The sequence below is a fragment of the Microbacterium sp. LTA6 genome (assembly GCF_045690355.1).
Lineage (GTDB): Bacteria > Actinomycetota > Actinomycetes > Actinomycetales > Microbacteriaceae > Microbacterium.
Window position 1 is genome coordinate 934,045 of sequence record NZ_CP147855.1, and the last position, 17,470, is coordinate 951,514.

Consider the following 17,470-nt stretch of genomic DNA (forward strand, 5'->3'; position numbering starts at 1 on the left):
TCACGCGAAAGCGTCGGGGTACAGCGCCTGCGCGATCTGGCGGACAACGGAGATGTTCCCGAGCGTGCCGGGGAATGTGTCTGCGGTGGAGATGGCGATCAGGCGACCGTCGCGAACCGCTGGCATGTCGGGGAACGTGGCCGTGAGGTACGCACGGGTGGCGGCCTCGTGCGCCGGATCCGTCACGGCGAACACGAGAGCGTCAGGCGATTCCGCCGCGAGCGATTCCGGGGTGATCTCTGCGGCGAAGAAGTCGCCGAACGCGGCATCCTCCGGGCTGAACACGTTGTCGGCGCCGGCCCGTCGAAGAATGTCGTACTCGATTCCCGCGCCGACCGCCGTCAGCGACGTTCCGTCGACGTAGATCTGCGCCACACGCAGCTTGTCGTCGACCTGCTCCACGGCGGCGTCGACCACGGCGAGGTCGGCCTTCGATTCCTCGATGAGAGACTCCGCCTTGTCTTCGACGTCGAAGATCGTCCCGAGGTTCTCGAGGTCGATGAAGAGATCGTCGACCGTTCCTTCCATGCGTCGCTCGAAGCATCCACCGGTGGCGACGTACGCGGCGACGCCGGCCTCCTGCAGCTGTTCGATGCTGGCGAAGCCCTGCTCGGCGGTGAACTCGTAGGTCGTCGGCGAGTAGACGAAATCGGGTTCGACGGCGAGGAGCGCTTCGCGGTTCGGCGGCGAGTCCGCCCCGAGCACGGGGACATCGGCTGCCAGTGCGGCGACGTCGGCTGGAAGCGCCTGCGCTGTGGCCTGCGCCTGACCGACGAGCCGGTCGGCGAGCCCCAGGCGCAGCAGCAGCTCGGTCTGCGAGGGGTGCAGGCCGACCACGGCGGTCGGTGCCTCGGGCACCACGACAGTGCGGCCGCAGTTCTCGATCGTGACCGAGCCCGCCGATGAGGAGGGCGGCTGGGCGGAGGCGACTCCCGCCCCGCATCCGGTCAGACCGAGGATGCTCAACCCTCCCAGTGCAGTCATCAGGATGCTGGCGGATCGCGTGCGGGGTTTCATTCGGTTCTCCTTGGTGATGAGGGCGGGGGGTTCCCGCCCGAGGGGGTGAGAGGGTGGAAAGTCATCGCCCGGGCGCCCGTGCCCTCTTCCACCGCGACGCGTGCCGTCACGCGGAACACGTCGCTCACACGCGCCGGTGTGAGCACCACGTCGGGTCGCCCGAAGGCCACCAGGTTCCCGGCGTCGAGAACGGCGATGTCGTCGCAGAATGACGCCGCGATGTTCAGGTCGTGGAGAGCGGCGATGACGGTCTTGCCGAGACCGGTGACGACGCGCATCAGGTCGAGTTGATGAGAGATGTCGAGGTGGTTGGTGGGTTCGTCGAGCACGAGGATCTCGCCGTCCTGCGCGAGAGCTCGGGCCAGCATCACGCGCTGCCGCTGTCCGCCGGAGAGCTGACGCATCAGGCGATCTCCGAGATCGGCGACGTCGGCGGCGCGCAGCGACTCGTCGACGATCCGCAGATCCTCCGGAGAGTCTCGCGTGAAGGGCGGCCGGTGCGGCGCGCGGCCGACGAGCACCGTCTCCCGCACTGTGAGATCGAAATCGGACGGCGCATCCTGTAGCATCACCGACACTGTCCGTGCGAGCACCCGAGGTGCGAGTTCTGCGACGTCATCGCCGTCGACGCAGACCCGGCCCCGGAGAGGCCGACGGCCGGTGAACAAGGTGCGCAGGAGGGTCGATTTGCCGCTGCCGTTCGGACCGACGAGTCCGACGATCCGGCCGCGGCCGATCGTCAGATCGATTCCGCGGAGTACGACGCGACCGCCGAGCGCGACGTCGACGCCTTCGAAGGAGATGGTCATCTGTCGATTCCCGCTTTCTCGCCGCCCCGGCGCATCAGCCAGAGGAAGAACGGGGCCCCGACGAAGGCGGTGAGGATGCCGAGGGGGATCTCGGATGGAGCGGCGACCGTGCGCGCGAGCAGGTCGGCGACCATCAGGAAGAGTGTGCCGGCGAGCACGGTGATGGGGAGCATCCGCCGGTGATCGGAGCCGACGAAGATGCGCGCGACATGGGGGATCACGAGCCCGACGAAACCGATGCCTCCGCTGACGGCGACGATCGCCCCGGTGAGGAGCGACGCGATGACGAGGAGCGCCCCGCGCAGTCGCGTCGTACGCACCCCGACGGCGAGCGCGGATTCATCGCCGGCGAGCAGTGCGTTCATCGGCCTGGCGAGACCGAACACGGCGACGGACGCGATCAGGAGAGCCACCGCCGGGATGAGAAGCGACGACATCGTCGCCGCTGACACGCTTCCCAGCAGGAAGAACATCACGCTCACGACGTTCTGAGCGTCTGTCGTGATCGTGAGATAGCTCGTGACCGCACTCAGCAGTGATCCCAGCGCCACACCGGCGAGGATCATCCTGGTCGGCGACAGCTCACCGCGGCGCCGTGCGAGAAGCGCCACCAGGATGCAGGCGATCACGGCGCCGGCGAAGGCCGCGCCGCTCATCGTGAGTCCGGCGAACGCCGCCCCACCCGAGACGATCACGAGCACCGCTCCGACGCTCGCTCCCGAGGAGACGCCGAGGATGTACGGCTCGGCGAGCGGATTGCGAACGACGACCTGCATAATCGCCCCCGCGAGAGCGAGGCCGGCTCCGGAGAGCCCGGCGAGGAGCGCGCGCGGCAGCCGGAACTGCCACACCGCCTGGTCCTGCAGCGTCGACAGGCTGCCGTCCGACATCCACGGCATGTCGGCCACCAGATGACCGATCACGATCTTCGCGGCGTCGATCCCACTGACCTCGACCTGCCCCGTTGCTCCGGATACGACGAGCACGGCGAGAATCGACACGATCAGCGCAGAGATCGGGATCGCCAGGGAGAGCCTGCGCCGGCTTCCTCGTTCTCGGCCTTTCTTGTGGATGGTCGGCTGTGCCGCGCCGATCATTCGCTGTGCTCCATCGTGAGGCGGGCGGCGAAGTCCAGCACGGTCAGTCCCAGTTCGTGGAGACTCGTCAGATCATTGGAACCGTGCCCCGCGGCCGGAGCTGTCCACATGCGCGCGGAGCCCCCCGCCCGCAGCAGCGCCTCCACGGTGCGCACGGTGTCCCGAGCGATGACGCGCGTGTCCTTCTCCAGCACGATTCCGAGAAACTCCGGGGTCGCGGACCCACGCGGCAACGCCTCCGCCTGCGCGAGCGGTGAGATCCGTCGCACCCGCTCGCGCCCTTCCGGAGTGCCGTCATCGCCGAACTCCGACTTCCAGAGCCTTCCCAAAGGGTGTTCACCAAGGCCGAGGAGATCGAGCGGAGCTCCGGTCGTCACCACCCCGGCGCACAGGCCGGGATGCTCGAGCGCGCAGCTCGCGACGATGACGCCGCCGAGCGATGCCCCCACCAGGACGAGCAGCTCGGGTCGGGTGATCCCCCGATCGACAAGGGCTCGTGCCACGGCGGCCAGATCTGCGATCGTGCGGTGCTTGTTCGACCCGCTCCCGGCATCCCGCCACTGCACGCCGTGCTCGCCACCCCCTCGGAGCTGCGCTGTCGCGTACGCGCCGCCGTGTGCGAGCCATGCCAGGATCGTCGGCTCGAATGCGGGCAGGTACGCAACACCGAACCCGCCGTAGCAGGTGAGGATGAGGGGCCTCGGGCTGGAGGAATCCGGATCGGACGTGACGTGCACCACGAGATCCGCTCCGTCATCGGTGCGGATCTCGTGCCGAACCGTGGTCGCCCCGGAGGGCGCCGGCGCCGGGCGTCGATCCAGGGTCGCGATCCTGTCGCACTCGACGATCTGCGGCGGAGTCAGTGGTCCTTCCACGGCGACGTGGAGTACTCCGGCGTCCACGCTGATCCCGGTCGCCGACACGGCGTCGTGGCCGGCGGTCAGTTCTTGTGTGCACACGATCTGCCCGGCGCGGAGCGTGACGATGACGCTCCGCCCGCCCCGCACCATCAGCACGACGACCTGCTCGCCCTGCACAGCGACGTCGATGATCTGCTCGGTGGAGTCCCATCTCCACCGGATGCCGCCGTCGATGTCGACGGCGTCCAGGCCCGCATCGCGCCAGACGAGGATGCCGTCTGCGAGGGGCATCGCCCGGAACAGCGCGGCGAACGTACCCAGGCAGGTGTCCGACGCGCGGTCGATGAGCACCGTGCCCCCGTCTGTCGCACGTCGAGCCAGCAGCCCGCCGCGACCGCCGCGGAAGAAACGTACGCGGGTGCCCTGGTCGGTGACGGTCGCCTCCCACTCGCCGCTCTCGACGTCGAGGCTGACGATCTGGTCGTCCCTGCTCGCGACGACCTCGAGCCGCCGCGAATCCGCCTTCCAGAGGACCGTGTCGTAACGAAGACGGATGTCCGGATGCACGCGCATCTCTCCGGTATGCACGTCGATGATGGCGAGTACGGCGTTCTCGTCGGCAGCCGCGGCCCATTCGGCAGCGATCAGTCGACCGTCCGGCGACGGCGCGATCCGGTGGAGGTGCCCTTCGGGCTCAGTGACGCACCGCCCGTCGCTCCGGTACACACCGCGGCGGATCCGCCCCGCCTTGCGCCCGAGCGCGAATCCCGCGTTCGGAAGGCCGGGACGCCCGTACTGCTCCCCCTGCGAGAGCGCGGCCGAGAGCGAATCCGTGAGCGCGCTCATCGGCCGACCAGGTCGTTCAGCGGTCGGTCGGATGCCGCCCAGAAAAGGTGTCCGCCCTCGTTCAGCGGCGTGGGGAACTCCACGATCTCGGTATCGCCGCCGCGGATGAGGAGGAGGCGGGAATCGCCACCGCTGGTCACCGCGATCGTGTCACCGGACGGGTCGAGAGCGATCGACCGGCGCTGCGCGGGCATGCCGTCGACGGAATCCCACGGCAGATGACCGGGACGCGGCGGGTGCGTCATCGCCGGGATCGGGAGGTGCTGCGCCACGCGATCGTCGCCCCTGTCGACGGTGACCACGGCATCGCCGTCGGGGTGGATGACCGCTACGGCAGCCGTTCCAGCGCCGAGCGCGAAGCGGAAGGCGAGACCCGACGGCAACGGCACCGAACGCGTGGCACCGGTGTCGAGATCGATGTCGACGAAGGTGTTGGTCCACTGTGCCCAGGCGCCGGCCGCAGGAGGACCGCCTCGAACGATGCCCGTCGCATGCCCGCTGTCCGGGTCGAGCCGTAGGTAGTACGGCCTGCCGTCTCCCGGCCAGGGGATCACTCCGAGAGCGCGGGGCTCACCGCGATCGACGACGAATCGTTCGAGTCCGCGACCGGTCGCCACGGCCATGATCCCCGACTGCGGATGCACGACATCACCGTGACCGTCTGCCGCGAGGTCATCCAGGATCCGTCCCCGAAGCACCGGCACATGCGGGCCGACTTCGAGGGCCGACCCCAGCGGCACCGCTTCGATCGCGCCGGGTTCGCGGTGGCGCAGCAGGATCGTCGGCTCCCCCGTGGTCTGATCCGCGGCGACGACCACGCCGGGCTCACCGGTTCTCGCCCGGAAGCGCACGGAACTCTCGCGCACCAGGTCGACGACGGTGACGACATCGCTCCACGGAGCCTCATTCATCCCCATGCCCGAGGTGACGACCACGTGTCGACCGTCGTGGTCGCAGGCGATGTGCTCGGCGGGGATCGCGATCGGGATCCGCCGCACCGAGGAGTCGTCACCGACCACGAGCGCGCCGTCGGCGTCATCCGCGAACGCCCAGCGACCGCTCGCGCCCTTCGGCAGCGCGAGGAATCCGGCGTGCTCGGCGAGCGTCGCCTCGACGACGACACGCGGGAGCGAACCGTCGACCGCGTAAACGACATCTGCGCGGTAATCGGCGACCAGGAGAGGGTGCGAAGAGGGCATGCCTGAAACATTAGTGGATATTGAGAATCATTATCATTTAGAGTCGAAGCCGTTCACCTCGTGAACCCGCTCGGCGAGACCGCCGAGCGGAATTCCCCACAGAAGGAGCAACTCATGGACAAGCAGATCCTCTCCGAGATCGAAGAGACCGAGCAGCTGGCCCACCTCTCGGCGACGCACTCCAACGCGCTGGTCGAGAACCCCTTCGACTGATCACCGTGCTGTCCCACGTCGTCTGACGTGACCACCCCCGGCCGGGCGCCACGCGCGTCCGGCCGGGCTATTAAGGAAGAGTCGAATGAGTCGAGAACGCCGGGTCATCCCCCTCGCCGGCCACGGGGCGCACCTCATCGCGAGCGATGACGGTCGAAGCGTCGTCCGGATGCGCACCGGTCGTTATGCCGTTCTGAGCGCGCAGCCCGAAGGCCTTGAGGATGCTCTCACCCGGGCGCCCGAGCGGGCTCGAGAGCTCCAGCGCGCCTACCTCGAACGCCTATCCGCGGAACTCGGTGCACGAGACGCCGCCGACGACGCCACGAGGTGGCCCCCGCATCGCCGCTCCGTCTGCCTGCTCGGCGAAGGCCGAGTCCTCGATGATCTGACGATCGCGCTCGACGCGTGGGGCATCCGCACGACCCGACTGGGAGCCGACGAAGGTCCACCCCGCGATGCGACTCTCGTGCTCGCCTACGCCGACCACGGTGGCGAACGCTCCCGCTGGACGCGGTTCGATGCGCTGCCCGGCCGCGGCGTCGCCTGGCTCCGCGTGTACCGCGAGGGAGAGTGCGTGCTCATCGACCCCCTCGCCATGACAGCAGGCGACGCCACGTCGGAGCAGGTCTCTCGACGGCGGGTCGCCGCGAGCCTCGTTCCGGACGAGGTCGATGCCTGGCAGCGCAACGTCGCCGACGCCGGCACGCCCATCGACGCCGCAGCCTCAGCTCTCGCCGTCGCCCGGGTCTTGCAGATCCTGCTTGCCTGGGCGCAGGGCAGTGATGCCCTCGAACCGTTCCGCCGCACCCTGTGGAAGCTCGTCCCGGCGACCGGGACCGTGACCGAGCACACCGTCGTCGCTTACCCCGAAGCACCCCGATCGGTCCTGGCGTGACGCCGCCCCGGGGCGCGCACCCCCACCATTGCCTGGCCGAGGACGGCACAACGCTGCGCGGGTGGCGCTGGGATCCGCCCTCGATCCGCGGCGTCGTCCTCATCCGGACGCCCTACGGCGCCTGGCGCCATGCCGAGGCGGCGCTCGCCTGGACTCGTCGAGGTTTCCGCTGCATCATCCAGGACGTCCGCGGCCGGCATTCCTCCGACGGCTCGTGGAACCCCTACCTCACCGAACGACGCGACGGCTGCGCGACGGCGGATGCTGTCGCCGCCGAGAACCCCGGGCTCCCCCTCGTCTTCTCGGGCGGATCGTACGCCGCGCACACCGCCCTCGAAGCAGCGCACTCCGGGCACGCCCAGGCCCTCGCGCTCCAGGTCCCGGCGCTCGGCCTCGCCGAGACCGCGTGGGACGAGCAGGGCGAGCCGCAGCTCTGGCACCGCATCGGCTGGTGGCATCAGCATGCGCGCGGACCGCGCTCCCTGCCCGCACTCTCCGCCGCCGAACTCGCCGACCGGGTCGAACGCGCGGCCACGATCGGCGCGCAGAAGGCCGCCGAGGAATGGGGCTGGCCCGACGGCACTCTCGCCGGATGGCGGCGACTCTGGTCGGCCTCGCGCCTCGATCTGCGCCACGAATACGGCTCTGTCTCTGTTCCTCTGATGCTGGTCCGCGGTGACGACGACTTCTTCTTCTCGGATGCCGGGCTCCTGGCGAGTGCATGGCAAGGACCGGTGCACGTCGTCGATGGGCCATGGGGGCATCGCCTGAGCGCCGGCATCACCGACGAAACGCTCCGCGCTCGGCTGAAGGCGGCCGGCGGGCTCGGCGGTGTTCTCGACGCGTGGCTGGCGAAGAACGGACTCGTCGCCGGCGACATCGCGGATGCCGTCATCGATCTCCCCGACAGTCGACGATCGCGTTCGGTGTTCGACACCGATCTCGGCGACTGGCGCCACGAAAGGACACCATGATGCCGCGCATTGACGCACCACCGCCACCGACAGCGCTGCTGTCTGCAGAGTCGCTCGTCGACGCCGAATGCGGAATCATCCGTTCGGTGCGCGCCGTGGAGCACCCCGAGGGCGCCCCGCACGCCTATCTCGCGTTGACCGCGTCGGTGTCGGATGCGCGGCGCCTGGGTGAATGGCCGGCCGACCGGGTCTCGCTCGGCACATCATTCGGCGATGTCGCCCAGGCGCGCATCGCCGCCATCGGCGAAGGCGTCGAGCGGTACTGCGGAAACTGGCTTCCCGCCGACCTCCCCCCGACGGAGCTGCGCGTGGGCACCTCGGCCGACCTGACCGCCGACGGTCTGCCCTGCGCGACAGCCGAAGATCTCCCCCGGTTCTCGTCCTGGCAGCTCGCGCGACCGAGGTTTCCTTATGAGCCCCTGCGGGCGGATACACCGACGCTCTGGTCCCGGTGCGTGGATCTCGATGGCGAGCCCCTGTGGCTCCCGGCATCCCTCGTGTACCTGAACTGGCGGCAGTCGAGGTTCCGTTCGCTCCCGCGCACGCACCATCTCAACTACGCCGGCATCGCCACCGGGGCGGGGGTCGACGATGCACGCGACCGGGGTGTGCTCGAGATCATCGAACGCGACGCCCTCGAAGTGTGGTGGCACCTGGACGGCCCCACGTTCGGCATCGATCCGGCGACCGTTCCCGGTCTCGTGGACGACCTCCGCGGAAGTGACCTGCAGGTGTGGCTGGTGGCGATGCCCTCCGAGTTCGCGCCGGCCGTCGCCGCGTTGGTCTACGACGAGAAGAGAGGAATCTACGCTGCGGGGTTCTCGTCGGCTCTCGATCCCGAGCGGGCGGCCCGCAAGGCCGTGCTGGAAGCGGTGCACACCTGGATCTACACACAGGGATGCACGAGCGCCGACGGCTGGGTCTTCCGCGCGGTCGCCGAGGGTCTGATGGCGAAGGGACTCACCCTCGACTTCCGACCGGACGCCGACTACGCCGCAGCCGCCGGGCCGCAGTTCGAGAAGGTCATCGATCTGGGCGCGCACGTGCAGGTCTGGCTCGACCCGGCGACCCATCAGGAGGCGCGCCGATTCCGATCGCCGAGTCTCGGCATCCGTCCACTGACTGCTCTGCGACCGGCGACGATGGCCGACGTCTACGAGCGGCTTCGACTTCGTGGCCATCGAGTCCTGACCCGTGACCTCACCACCTCGGATGTGCGTCGGACCGCTCTGCGCGTCGTGCGCACCTTCATCACCGGGCTCGTCCCCAATGCTCCTGCCGCGTTCTCCTACCTGGGGATGCCGCGGTTCCGCGAGGCCGCGGAAGAGCGCGGCTGGCGCTCGTCGTGGACCGGAGGGCCCGACGATTTCACGCTCGTTCCCCCTCCCCACATGTGAGCGCCCGATGCACATCTCTCCACACGGAACGATGAACGGCGATCACCTGCCCCCGCCGCTCGACGCGGCGTTCTCCGGCGCCGTCCCCGGAACGGCGCTGCCTCCTGGCCCGCGCATGAACGCCTGGGCTGCGGCCGGCGCCGTGCAGGAGCAGGTTCACGGACCACTCGGAGGTTTGCTCCCGGCGCTCTGGCGTGCCGGTGAGCTCCATCGGAACACCGACGGAACACCCACGAAGATTCGTCGGCGCCCGGTACCGTCGGCCGGCGCCTGCTACGGCGTGCAGACCCACATCGTTTCGGCCGATGGCACGCGGCGCATCTTCGACACGGAGAGCGTCACGCTGTGGCGACGAGACGCGGCGCGCGATCTCGCGGCCGGGTGGCCGGTCGGCACGGACACGAATGCGAACGATCATCTGGTGTTCACCGTGCTGCCAGGGCGCACCTTCGGCCGCTACCGTCACCGCGCCTGGCCGCTGTGGATCGCTGATGTCGCCTACGCCGTCGCGGCGGTGAGATTTCTGCGGACCGGTCGGGCCGGCGCCGAACACTTCGGTCCATCCACGCGCCTGCGCGCCCTTCTCGGTGTGCCTCCTGCCGCCGATACCGAGGCCTGGATGCGCCGCGGGCTCGTTCCGGAGATTCCGCTCGCGGCCGTGGAGCTCAGTGGTGAGCCCGAGGTGCATCCGGAGCGTGTGCGGGCGCTGCGGGCGCGCCGTTCCCCCTCTCTCATTGAGTTCCTCGAGCGCGCCGAGCTCGCACCGCCACCCGCTGCTGTCGAGACTGTGGCACGAGCATCCGGCCAGACATGGGTGCGGGGCGCATCTTCGGTGCGGTCGTGGTCGATCCCGCGCACCGCGTCGACATCAGAGATCGGGACCGCCCTGTGGAGCGCCCACCTCTCCGCCGCCGGCCAGTGCTACACGGCCGCGCTCTCCGGGACTCTCCGCACCCGTCCTGTCTCAGGATTCACCCCCGTTCGCGATCGCTGGATCCTGCACGCCCTCGCCACCATCCCGACCTCCGGAGGCCACCCATGATGATCGTGCCCGAACTGTGGCGAGAAGCCCGCGCCTTCCCGCGTGAGCTCACGATGAGCGTCGTCCTGCTCCTGCTCGTCTTCGGCACTCACCTGCTGCAGGCTTGGGCGCTCGCCTGGTCGCTGGCCGCATTCGTCGACGGCGATATGACCGATGCTCTTGTCGGAATCGGTGCGATCCTCGGCATCGGAGTGTCGCGAGTCCTGCTGTCGCTCGCTCAGGCGAGTGCCGCCGCCGCGCTCGGCGGGAGAGTGCGCGAGGGGCTGCGCCGGCGAGCCGTCACCGCCGCGCTCGACCCCGCGCGCCTGCACGATGCTTCGCTGCGTGATGGCTCAGTGCAGGCGACGCTCGGAGATGGGATCGACGGCACCGACGCCTACGTCTCGAGGTACATCCCCGCCGTCATGCAACTCGCCGTCGGCAGTCTTGTCGCCGTCGTTCTGCTGGGGTCGATCTCACAAGTCGCCGCGCTCTGCGTGGGGGTGGGAGTGCTCCTGGCAATCGTCGGCCCCCTGGCATGGAAGCGGATGCTCGCGCGGCGCGGCTTCGAGCACTGGGACAGTTACGAGGCGCTCAGCGGCGACATGCTGGAATCGCTCCGGGGCATGGCGACGCTGCGGGTGCTGGGCGATGTCGCCGGAACCCGGGCGCTGCTGCACTCGAGGTCGGAGGCGCTGCGCCGCGCGACGGAGCGCGTGATGCGTTCGTCTTTGGCCGAGACCGCCGTGACCGACTTCGCCGTCCAGGCGGGATACGTCTCGGCCGCCTTCATCGCCGTCATCGATGTCGTGACGGGCGCGCCGCCGCGCGTCGAGGTGTACGCGATTCTGCTCCTCTCGTCCGAGGTGTTCCGCCCCGTGCGTGAGCTCTCGCGGCACTGGCATGCCGGGTTCCTCGGCTTGACCGCGGTGCCGGGTCTCGCCGCGCTCGGTGCCTTCCGCATTCCCGAAGCCGGTCCCGAGGCAGGCATCGCAGCCGGTACCGAGGCGATCCGCGACGCCTCGATCCCTTCTGCCGGCGGCGAGGTGTTGCGGGTCTCGGGCCTCACCTATCGATACCCCGGTGCGTCTGAAGACGTCCTCCGTGGTGTCGATCTCCGCGCGGAGAAGGGCACCGTGCACGCGATCGTCGGGGCATCCGGATCCGGAAAGTCGACGCTGTTCGACATCCTCCTCGGGTTCCTCACGCCGACAGCGGGCACGATCGAGATCGACGGTCGCGCCCTCCGCGCCGCCGACATCGCCGTCGTGTCGCAGTGCCCCGTGCTCTTCGCCGGCACGATCCGCGACAACGTCGACCTCTTCGGAGCCGACGACCTCGATGTCGAAGCCGCGTGCGCAGCCGCAGGCATCTTGGACGAGATCCGAGCGATTCCGGGCGGATTCGACGCGGCCGTGAGCGAAGCCGGCACGAGCTTGTCGGGCGGGCAGCGTCAACGGCTCGCCCTCGCCCGTGCGCTTCTCGCGCGCCGGCCGGTGCTGCTCGTCGATGAACCGACGAGCGCGCTCGATGACCGCAGCGCGCTGACCGTCGCCGACACCCTGGAACGGGTCGCTGCGGAGCGCATCGTCATCATGATCAGCCACCGGCCAGAGGCGCTGGAGCGCGTGACCGACGTGCGACTTCTCGATCAGGGCGTCCTCGTGAAGGCGGCATCATGACCGAGGCCACGACCGCGACCGTGTTCGCACGCCTGCTCCCGCCGCTGAGACCGGAGTGGCGGGGGATCATCTGGAGCTACCTGATCGGCACGACGAGCACCCTCGCACTGACCGCGATCGCGGTGCTCGCCGCACTCGGCGTCGGACGCGCGGTCGTGCACGGCGATTGGCCGCCCGCCGCGTGGTGGGTCAGCCTTTCGGCCCTCGTGCTGTTGCGCGCGGTCCTCACCTGGCGGGAGATGGATGTCTCCCACGCGCTCGCCTACCGGGTGCTCGCACGCCTGCGGGTCACCCTCTTCGACGCCTACTCGCGCAGTGTTCCCGGTCGCAGGCGGGAGCACTCCGGCCGTGCGGCCGCCGTGGTGATGACCGATATCGAGAAGCTCGAGTTCTTCTATGCGCACACGCTTGCGCAGATCGGCGCATCCGTCACTCTCTTCCTGCTGTCCCTGATCGGAGCGGCGGTGATCATGCCGGCGGCCGCCCTGGTCGTGCTCTTCGGTGGCGCCGTCGTCGCCCTCACTGCGCTTCTCGGGGCTGCGCCCGCGCGACGGATCGGTGCGCAGGAGCAGCGGGAGCGCGAGGACCAGTCGGAGAAGCTCGTCGACGCTCTCGGTGCGATGCGGGAGATCCTCGCGTACGGACTGCAGGACAGGATCGTACGGGAAGCCGTGGACGGCACCCGGCGCGCGGCGCGCACCTCACGACGGCGCGCTCTGATCGCCGAAGCCGTCAACGGCACGCGCGAGCTCATCCTGACCGCGGTCGTCATCAGCATCATCCTGCTCGCACTCGTCACGTCCGGTCCCGGCGGGATCGGAGCGCAGGGAGGCGGGGTGGCCGCGCTGCTTCCCGCCCTCGTCACGCTGTCCGTCGCCGGGGTGGCCGCGATCGCTGAGGCCAGCCACACCGTCACGGAACTCCATCCCCTCGCGGCGAGCGCACGGCGCGTCGGCGCGGCGATCTCTCGCCCGGCGGTGGTGGCCGATGTCGCCGATCCGATCGACCTCCCCCAAGGCCCGCTCGGCGTTCGCTTCGACGACGTCTCGTTCTCGTACGACGATCAGACTCGGGCGCTGCACAGATGGTCGATGGAGATCGCGCCGCGGGAGCACGTCGGCCTCGCCGGAGCATCCGGCGCCGGTAAGAGCACGGTCATCGCGTTGGCCGCGCGGCTCTGGGATCCGGAGCACGGCACCATCGCGCTGGTGGACGACGCAGGCAGGGTCTACCCACTCGATGCCATCGCGGAAGAAGACCTCCGCACCGCGGTCGCCGTGGTCGAGCAGGATGCCCGCCTGTTCCATGGCACCGTGCGTGAGAACCTCCTGCGCGGAGCATCGCCTCGTGACGATGGCGCCCTCCACGCTGTGCTCAAGCGTGTCGGCGCCGACACCTGGATCACGCTCGATGATCAGATCGGCGAACACGGCGTCCGACTCTCAGGAGGTCAACGGGCCCGGCTGGCGCTGGCCCGCGCCCTCGTGCGGGAGCCGCGGGTGCTCATCGTCGACGAGATCACCGCGAGTCTCGACCCGGCGACCGAGCGCCACATCTCCGACGTGCTCGCGGGCTTCGACGGCACGGTGGTCGCCGCCTCGCATCGCCGGGAGACACTCGAACGCCTCGATCGCGTGATCCGCATCGCGCCCGAAGCAGCCTCGCCCTACATCCCTGGCGAACTGAAAACCGCGGTTCTGCACGATCTCATCGAATGACTCAGAGTCACGCGGCCGAGCGACTCCGGTGCATCGCGCGCTCGTTCATGCGGATGAATAGCCTGTTCTTCTTCGTGTTCTGGAATGCGGCGCATCGCCAACCGTCGGCCGTCCGCACCAGCGTGAAGGTCTGCATCTTGTCGTGCGGGATGCGAGCTCGTGTTCCGATTCCACCTTCCGTCAGCACCACGGCGACGTCGTGCGCGATCAGACGCCGATCGAGGACTCGCATCGACATCTGACTGCCGCGCTGCCACTTCGTCAGCACCGGCTCGTGATCTCGAGCGATCGCCTTTCGACCGAGGGAGGCGATGCCGACGAAAATGACGTACACGGCGTCCTCGGTGAACATCGACGCGTACCGGTCGGCGTCGCCGCTCGCCCACGCGTCGCGCATCTCTGCGAGGAATGCATCGATCTCTTGCGCATCGTTCGTCGTCATGGATCGGGTCAGTGCGTTGTCGCGCATGACAATCCTTCCTGGTAATCTTATTTGTATTGACGCAATAGTTGCATGGATGCAGCTATTCGTCAAGACCACATGAGGAGACCGCATGACCGAGAACGACGCCGCGCAGCTCAGCGCGACCTACCGCCGCTACCTCGCCTCCGTGGTGCTGTTCCACCTCGCAGCCGCGGATGAGGTAGGGCTCACCGGCAGTGACTACCAGGCGAACAGCATCCTCGATCTGGACGGCCCCGTCACCAGCGGCGAGCTCGCGCGCCGACTCGGACTCAGCACCGGAGCCACGACTCGACTCATCGACCGTCTGATCGCCGGCGGATTCGCGAGGCGCGTCGCCGACCCCGCAGACCGGCGCCGAGTGCTCGTAACTCACACGGGAAAGACGCCAGAACGACTCGACGCCATCCTCGCCGACGTGCGCGATCCCATCGGCGAGATCATCGGCGGCATGACCAAGAGCGAGCTCGGAGCCCTGGCGCGCTACTTCACCGGAGCGGCCGAGGCGTACCGTGCGGGGCTGGATGGATTGGGACGCTGACGCCGGCACCCACCAGGGTTCTCCGCGAGACGAAGCCCCTCAGGCCGACCGCATCCGCTCCCACTGCTCGCGGGTCAGGAACGCCAGCTGGCCGGTCTTATCGGGAAGCTCGACCTCTGGGCCGAAGGTGAATCCTGATCTCCGGATCCTGTCGACGGCGCGCTCGTTGCGGATGTCGGGTTCGACCACGATGCGATCGACCTCGGGACGCGCGAACAGGAACTCGGCGATCACGCCCCCGACCCGCGCGGTGTAACCGGGAACCCGCTCCCCTCGACCACCGAGGAGGAAGTGGATGCCCGCGTCACCGGGTTGCACGTCGTAGACCTCGCCGAGCGGGTCGTGCTCGGGCTCGTAGGTCTGGAGCAGCACGATCGGCACCCCATCACGCCGCACGAGGAACGCGTGGTGACTGGGCAGCCCGTCGACGAAGAGGTACAGATCACGCAGGTCCTCGCGGGACAGCTCGGCCAGACCCCAGAACCGGGAATCGGGGCGAGTCACCCATTCGTGGATCACGTCGAGATCGGCCACCGGGTCGAGCACCGTGAAGGTGATGCTCCCCAGCACCGGGGAATCCGTGGTGTAGACGGTGGTGCCGGCCGGGCCGGACGCCAGCCGGGCGCTTCGTGTGGCGGTCATGCTGCTCCCGTTGATCGATCGAGTCGGAGGATGCTCCAGTCGGTGACGACCCGCGTCGGGCGGACGCCGACCCAGGGATCGAACTGGTCGCTGAAGTGCGGTGAGTCGGGGGCTCCGGAGGCGCCGAAGGGCACACTCCAGAGGCTCGCGTCGCGGTCGGCGAGGTCCCACGCCCACCGGGCGACGGATCCGCGCCAACTGCGGTCGGTGAGGCCGGGCGTCGAGCCGGTGCATCGCACGGCGTCTCCGTCTCCGGAGAGTTCGGCATCGAAGGATGGCCCCGACGACGTCACACCGGGGACGTCCGCAAGGACGTGCAGGGGGAGCATCCGATGCCTGGCACCCCACGCGGATGCCGATGCTGCTCGGGTCAGTGCGGCCGCGGCCAGCTCCTCGGCATCCGCCTGCAGCAGCGGGTGGCGCAGCAGTCGCGGAAGCGCCGCGGCCACCTGCCCCTCGATGCGCAACCAGGGATCGAAGACCGCCCCGAACCCGTGCGCTGCGTGCAGCGGGGCGAGAGCCGGATGCGCCGCGACCGCCTGCACCAGCGCGCTGCGCCAGGCGGCGAAGATCCCGGCAGCGAGGGATCCGGCGTCCATGCGCCCGTCCCAGCCGGCGAGCAGATCGCGAGCCGCAGCGACCGGTGCCGCGAACTCTCCCGCAGGCAGGAAGGTACGCAGCGCCGACCACGAACCGCTCACGGTGTCGCCCCAGATCTCGGGGAACTCGGTCGCTCGGCGCGGACGCACCGCGTCGAGCAGCAGCGTGATCCGCTCGGCGCGATGCGCAGAGGGATACGCCCAGCCCAGGTCGATCTGCTCGGCCGACGGACGTTCGTTGGCGTCGACGGTGACATCGGTGACCGCGACGGCAGCGGGCATCGTCCGGTCGGGAGCGGATGCGGCGACCACCGCATCCAGTGCCAGACGACGCTCATTCCTCCCCCGCTGCGGCACGGTGCCCACCGTCGCCGACAGCACCGTCCCCTCACGGTCGGCGGCGAGGAGGCGGTTGACGGGATCGACCCACGACGCGAACGCGGCAACCACGTCGCCCGCAGTGCGGGCGCGCAACAGCGGAAGCAGCGCGTCGACTCCGAGGTCGGCGTTCGTCCGAGCCGGGTGTCGGATGCTCCATGCCCGCAGTTCGTCACCGTGCGGGCGCAGGTCGGTGACGACGCATCCGCGCGCCGTCTCCAGCGCCTCGACCTCGACGTCGGCGCCGCCGCGCACCCGGACCACGGATCGCTGCACGTCGACCGCGTCCCAGCCGTCGGGCCCGAGCGCCTCGTACCCGTCGCCGCGCACGCGGATCCGCTCCTGGAAGATGTCGACGCTGTGCGCGATCGCATTCGTGATGCCCCAGGCCGCCGATCCGGTGTGGCCGAAGTGCGGCACGCCCGGCACGCCGGGAAAAGCCAGGCCGATCACGTCGAACTCGTCGCAGGCGAGGCGGATCTGCTGATAGACGCCGGGGAGCTCGAAGATCCGATGCGGGTCGCCGGCGAGCAGCGGCATCCGGCTTTCCGTGCGCGAACCGTGCAGTGCCCACGCGTTGCTCCCCGACGCGGGAGTGGTCTCGTCGGCGGCATCGCCGGCGAAGACATCGACCCAGTCATCGCCCAGAGCCGCGGCGACGTGCTCGCGCCACAGCACCGTCGGGAATGTCGAGAACAGCACGTGCGCGACGTGCAGCACCCCAAGCGGATCGTGGTCGTTCCACGGTGTCAGCGGGCGAGCGTCGCCGAACGCCTCATCCAGGTCGCAGAACTCGGCAGCATGCTGCCCGACGGCCTCCATGCCGCGCCGAACCCCCGTCGTGTAGTCGCCGATGAACCGCCGCGTCTCCCCGTCGAGCCGGTCGAAGGCGCGGCGCGCGGTGTCATCCAGCCGAGCCCGGCGCGCGAAGACGTCCCACGGGACGGCCGCCGCGCCGATGAGCTCGGAGAGCTGCCCCGAAGATCGCAGCCGATCGACCTCGATCTGCCATCCGCGGTCACGAGCCGTGACCTCCCCCTGCGCGACGGCGAGGTCACGCAGGTCGGTCGCGCGGATGTGCGGGATGCCGAGTTCATCGCGGTAGACCTCTGCCATCCC

Annotated in this window: 16 protein-coding genes; 8 read left to right on the forward strand and 8 right to left on the reverse strand. The window is 69.4% G+C overall.

The annotated features are described in order from the left end of the window. From LTA6_RS04350 to LTA6_RS04370, 5 genes are read right to left on the reverse strand one after another with little or no spacing between them, the layout of a single operon-like run. A complete protein-coding gene (locus LTA6_RS04350; RefSeq protein ID WP_341976319.1) occupies positions 1–1,017 on the reverse strand; it encodes an ABC transporter substrate-binding protein in 1,017 nt (338 codons plus the stop codon). Then, on the reverse strand, positions 1,014–1,826 hold the full coding sequence (locus tag LTA6_RS04355; protein WP_341976320.1) for an ABC transporter ATP-binding protein: 813 nt from the start codon (positions 1,824–1,826) through the stop codon (positions 1,014–1,016). Before LTA6_RS04355 ends, LTA6_RS04350 begins: the two co-directional genes overlap by 4 nt. Continuing rightward, positions 1,823–2,923: an iron ABC transporter permease gene (locus LTA6_RS04360; RefSeq protein ID WP_341976321.1), complete on the reverse strand. Its 1,101-nt coding sequence runs from the start codon at positions 2,921–2,923 to the stop codon at positions 1,823–1,825. The genes LTA6_RS04355 and LTA6_RS04360 overlap by 4 nt, the downstream gene beginning before the upstream one ends. Further along, complete coding sequence (locus tag LTA6_RS04365; RefSeq protein WP_341976322.1) at positions 2,920–4,629, reverse strand: prolyl oligopeptidase family serine peptidase; 1,710 nt, start codon at positions 4,627–4,629, stop codon at positions 2,920–2,922. Before LTA6_RS04365 ends, LTA6_RS04360 begins: the two co-directional genes overlap by 4 nt. Then, positions 4,626–5,828: a hypothetical protein gene (locus LTA6_RS04370; RefSeq protein WP_341976323.1), complete on the reverse strand. Its 1,203-nt coding sequence runs from the start codon at positions 5,826–5,828 to the stop codon at positions 4,626–4,628. Before LTA6_RS04370 ends, LTA6_RS04365 begins: the two co-directional genes overlap by 4 nt. Before the next feature lie 114 nt (positions 5,829–5,942). On the opposite strand from LTA6_RS04370, the gene amiA reads away from it, so the two are divergent. From amiA to LTA6_RS04405, 7 genes are all read left to right on the forward strand, one after another. Then, positions 5,943–6,041 carry a streptamidine family RiPP gene (gene amiA, locus LTA6_RS04375; protein ID WP_341976324.1) on the forward strand — a complete coding sequence of 33 codons (99 nt, stop codon included), beginning with the start codon at positions 5,943–5,945 and terminating at the stop codon, positions 6,039–6,041. Between the two features lie 85 nt (positions 6,042–6,126). After that, a complete protein-coding gene (locus LTA6_RS04380; RefSeq protein WP_341976325.1) occupies positions 6,127–6,936 on the forward strand; it encodes a hypothetical protein in 810 nt (269 codons plus the stop codon). Continuing rightward, the gene (locus tag LTA6_RS04385) at positions 6,933–7,910 is read left to right on the forward strand and encodes a CocE/NonD family hydrolase (protein WP_341976326.1); all 978 of its coding nucleotides are present in this window, start codon (positions 6,933–6,935) and stop codon (positions 7,908–7,910) included. The genes LTA6_RS04380 and LTA6_RS04385 overlap by 4 nt, the downstream gene beginning before the upstream one ends. After that, positions 7,910–9,307, forward strand: a complete 1,398-nt coding sequence (locus LTA6_RS04390) for a YcaO-like family protein (RefSeq protein ID WP_341976327.1) — start codon at positions 7,910–7,912, stop codon at positions 9,305–9,307. The genes LTA6_RS04385 and LTA6_RS04390 overlap by 1 nt, the downstream gene beginning before the upstream one ends. A 7-nt stretch (positions 9,308–9,314) precedes the next feature. After that, on the forward strand, positions 9,315–10,349 hold the full coding sequence (locus tag LTA6_RS04395; protein WP_341976328.1) for a hypothetical protein: 1,035 nt from the start codon (positions 9,315–9,317) through the stop codon (positions 10,347–10,349). Continuing rightward, positions 10,346–12,010: an ATP-binding cassette domain-containing protein gene (locus LTA6_RS04400; protein ID WP_407358715.1), complete on the forward strand. Its 1,665-nt coding sequence runs from the start codon at positions 10,346–10,348 to the stop codon at positions 12,008–12,010. The genes LTA6_RS04395 and LTA6_RS04400 overlap by 4 nt, the downstream gene beginning before the upstream one ends. Further along, the gene (locus LTA6_RS04405) at positions 12,007–13,728 is read left to right on the forward strand and encodes an ABC transporter ATP-binding protein (protein WP_407358716.1); all 1,722 of its coding nucleotides are present in this window, start codon (positions 12,007–12,009) and stop codon (positions 13,726–13,728) included. The genes LTA6_RS04400 and LTA6_RS04405 overlap by 4 nt, the downstream gene beginning before the upstream one ends. Before the next feature lie 7 nt (positions 13,729–13,735). On the opposite strand, the gene LTA6_RS04410 is transcribed toward LTA6_RS04405, so the two are convergent. Then, entirely contained in the window at positions 13,736–14,197 is a 462-nt protein-coding gene (locus tag LTA6_RS04410; RefSeq protein WP_407358717.1) for an SgcJ/EcaC family oxidoreductase, read from the reverse strand. Positions 14,198–14,282: 85 nt separating this feature from the next. Here LTA6_RS04410 and LTA6_RS04415 point away from each other — a divergent pair, with 85 nt between their 5' ends. Next, complete coding sequence (locus LTA6_RS04415) at positions 14,283–14,732, forward strand: MarR family winged helix-turn-helix transcriptional regulator (RefSeq protein ID WP_407358718.1); 450 nt, start codon at positions 14,283–14,285, stop codon at positions 14,730–14,732. A gap of 39 nt (positions 14,733–14,771) precedes the next feature. On the opposite strand, the gene LTA6_RS04420 is transcribed toward LTA6_RS04415, so the two are convergent. Beyond that, positions 14,772–15,374: a GNAT family N-acetyltransferase gene (locus LTA6_RS04420; RefSeq protein ID WP_407358719.1), complete on the reverse strand. Its 603-nt coding sequence runs from the start codon at positions 15,372–15,374 to the stop codon at positions 14,772–14,774. Continuing rightward, positions 15,371–17,467: a penicillin acylase family protein gene (locus tag LTA6_RS04425; RefSeq protein ID WP_407358720.1), complete on the reverse strand. Its 2,097-nt coding sequence runs from the start codon at positions 17,465–17,467 to the stop codon at positions 15,371–15,373. The genes LTA6_RS04420 and LTA6_RS04425 overlap by 4 nt, the downstream gene beginning before the upstream one ends. Between the last annotated feature and the right edge of the window lie 3 nt (positions 17,468–17,470).

Excerpts from the sequence above, each read along its gene's own strand:
- LTA6_RS04355 (WP_341976320.1), bottom strand. The coding sequence starts at position 1,826 with ATGACCATCTCCTTCGAAGGCGTCGACGTCGCGCTCGGCGGTCGCGTC.
- LTA6_RS04395 (WP_341976328.1), top strand. The coding sequence starts at position 9,315 with ATGCACATCTCTCCACACGGAACGATGAACGGCGATCACCTGCCCCCG.
- LTA6_RS04360 (WP_341976321.1), bottom strand. The coding sequence starts at position 2,923 with ATGATCGGCGCGGCACAGCCGACCATCCACAAGAAAGGCCGAGAACGA.
- LTA6_RS04380 (WP_341976325.1), top strand. The coding sequence starts at position 6,127 with ATGAGTCGAGAACGCCGGGTCATCCCCCTCGCCGGCCACGGGGCGCAC.
- LTA6_RS04415 (WP_407358718.1), top strand. The coding sequence starts at position 14,283 with ATGACCGAGAACGACGCCGCGCAGCTCAGCGCGACCTACCGCCGCTAC.
- LTA6_RS04365 (WP_341976322.1), bottom strand. The coding sequence starts at position 4,629 with ATGAGCGCGCTCACGGATTCGCTCTCGGCCGCGCTCTCGCAGGGGGAG.
- LTA6_RS04405 (WP_407358716.1), top strand. The coding sequence starts at position 12,007 with ATGACCGAGGCCACGACCGCGACCGTGTTCGCACGCCTGCTCCCGCCG.
- LTA6_RS04390 (WP_341976327.1), top strand. The coding sequence starts at position 7,910 with ATGCCGCGCATTGACGCACCACCGCCACCGACAGCGCTGCTGTCTGCA.
- LTA6_RS04400 (WP_407358715.1), top strand. The coding sequence starts at position 10,346 with ATGATGATCGTGCCCGAACTGTGGCGAGAAGCCCGCGCCTTCCCGCGT.
- LTA6_RS04370 (WP_341976323.1), bottom strand. The coding sequence starts at position 5,828 with ATGCCCTCTTCGCACCCTCTCCTGGTCGCCGATTACCGCGCAGATGTC.
- LTA6_RS04425 (WP_407358720.1), bottom strand. The coding sequence starts at position 17,467 with ATGGCAGAGGTCTACCGCGATGAACTCGGCATCCCGCACATCCGCGCG.
- LTA6_RS04420 (WP_407358719.1), bottom strand. The coding sequence starts at position 15,374 with ATGACCGCCACACGAAGCGCCCGGCTGGCGTCCGGCCCGGCCGGCACC.
- amiA (WP_341976324.1), top strand. The coding sequence starts at position 5,943 with ATGGACAAGCAGATCCTCTCCGAGATCGAAGAGACCGAGCAGCTGGCC.
- LTA6_RS04410 (WP_407358717.1), bottom strand. The coding sequence starts at position 14,197 with ATGCGCGACAACGCACTGACCCGATCCATGACGACGAACGATGCGCAA.
- LTA6_RS04350 (WP_341976319.1), bottom strand. The coding sequence starts at position 1,017 with ATGAAACCCCGCACGCGATCCGCCAGCATCCTGATGACTGCACTGGGA.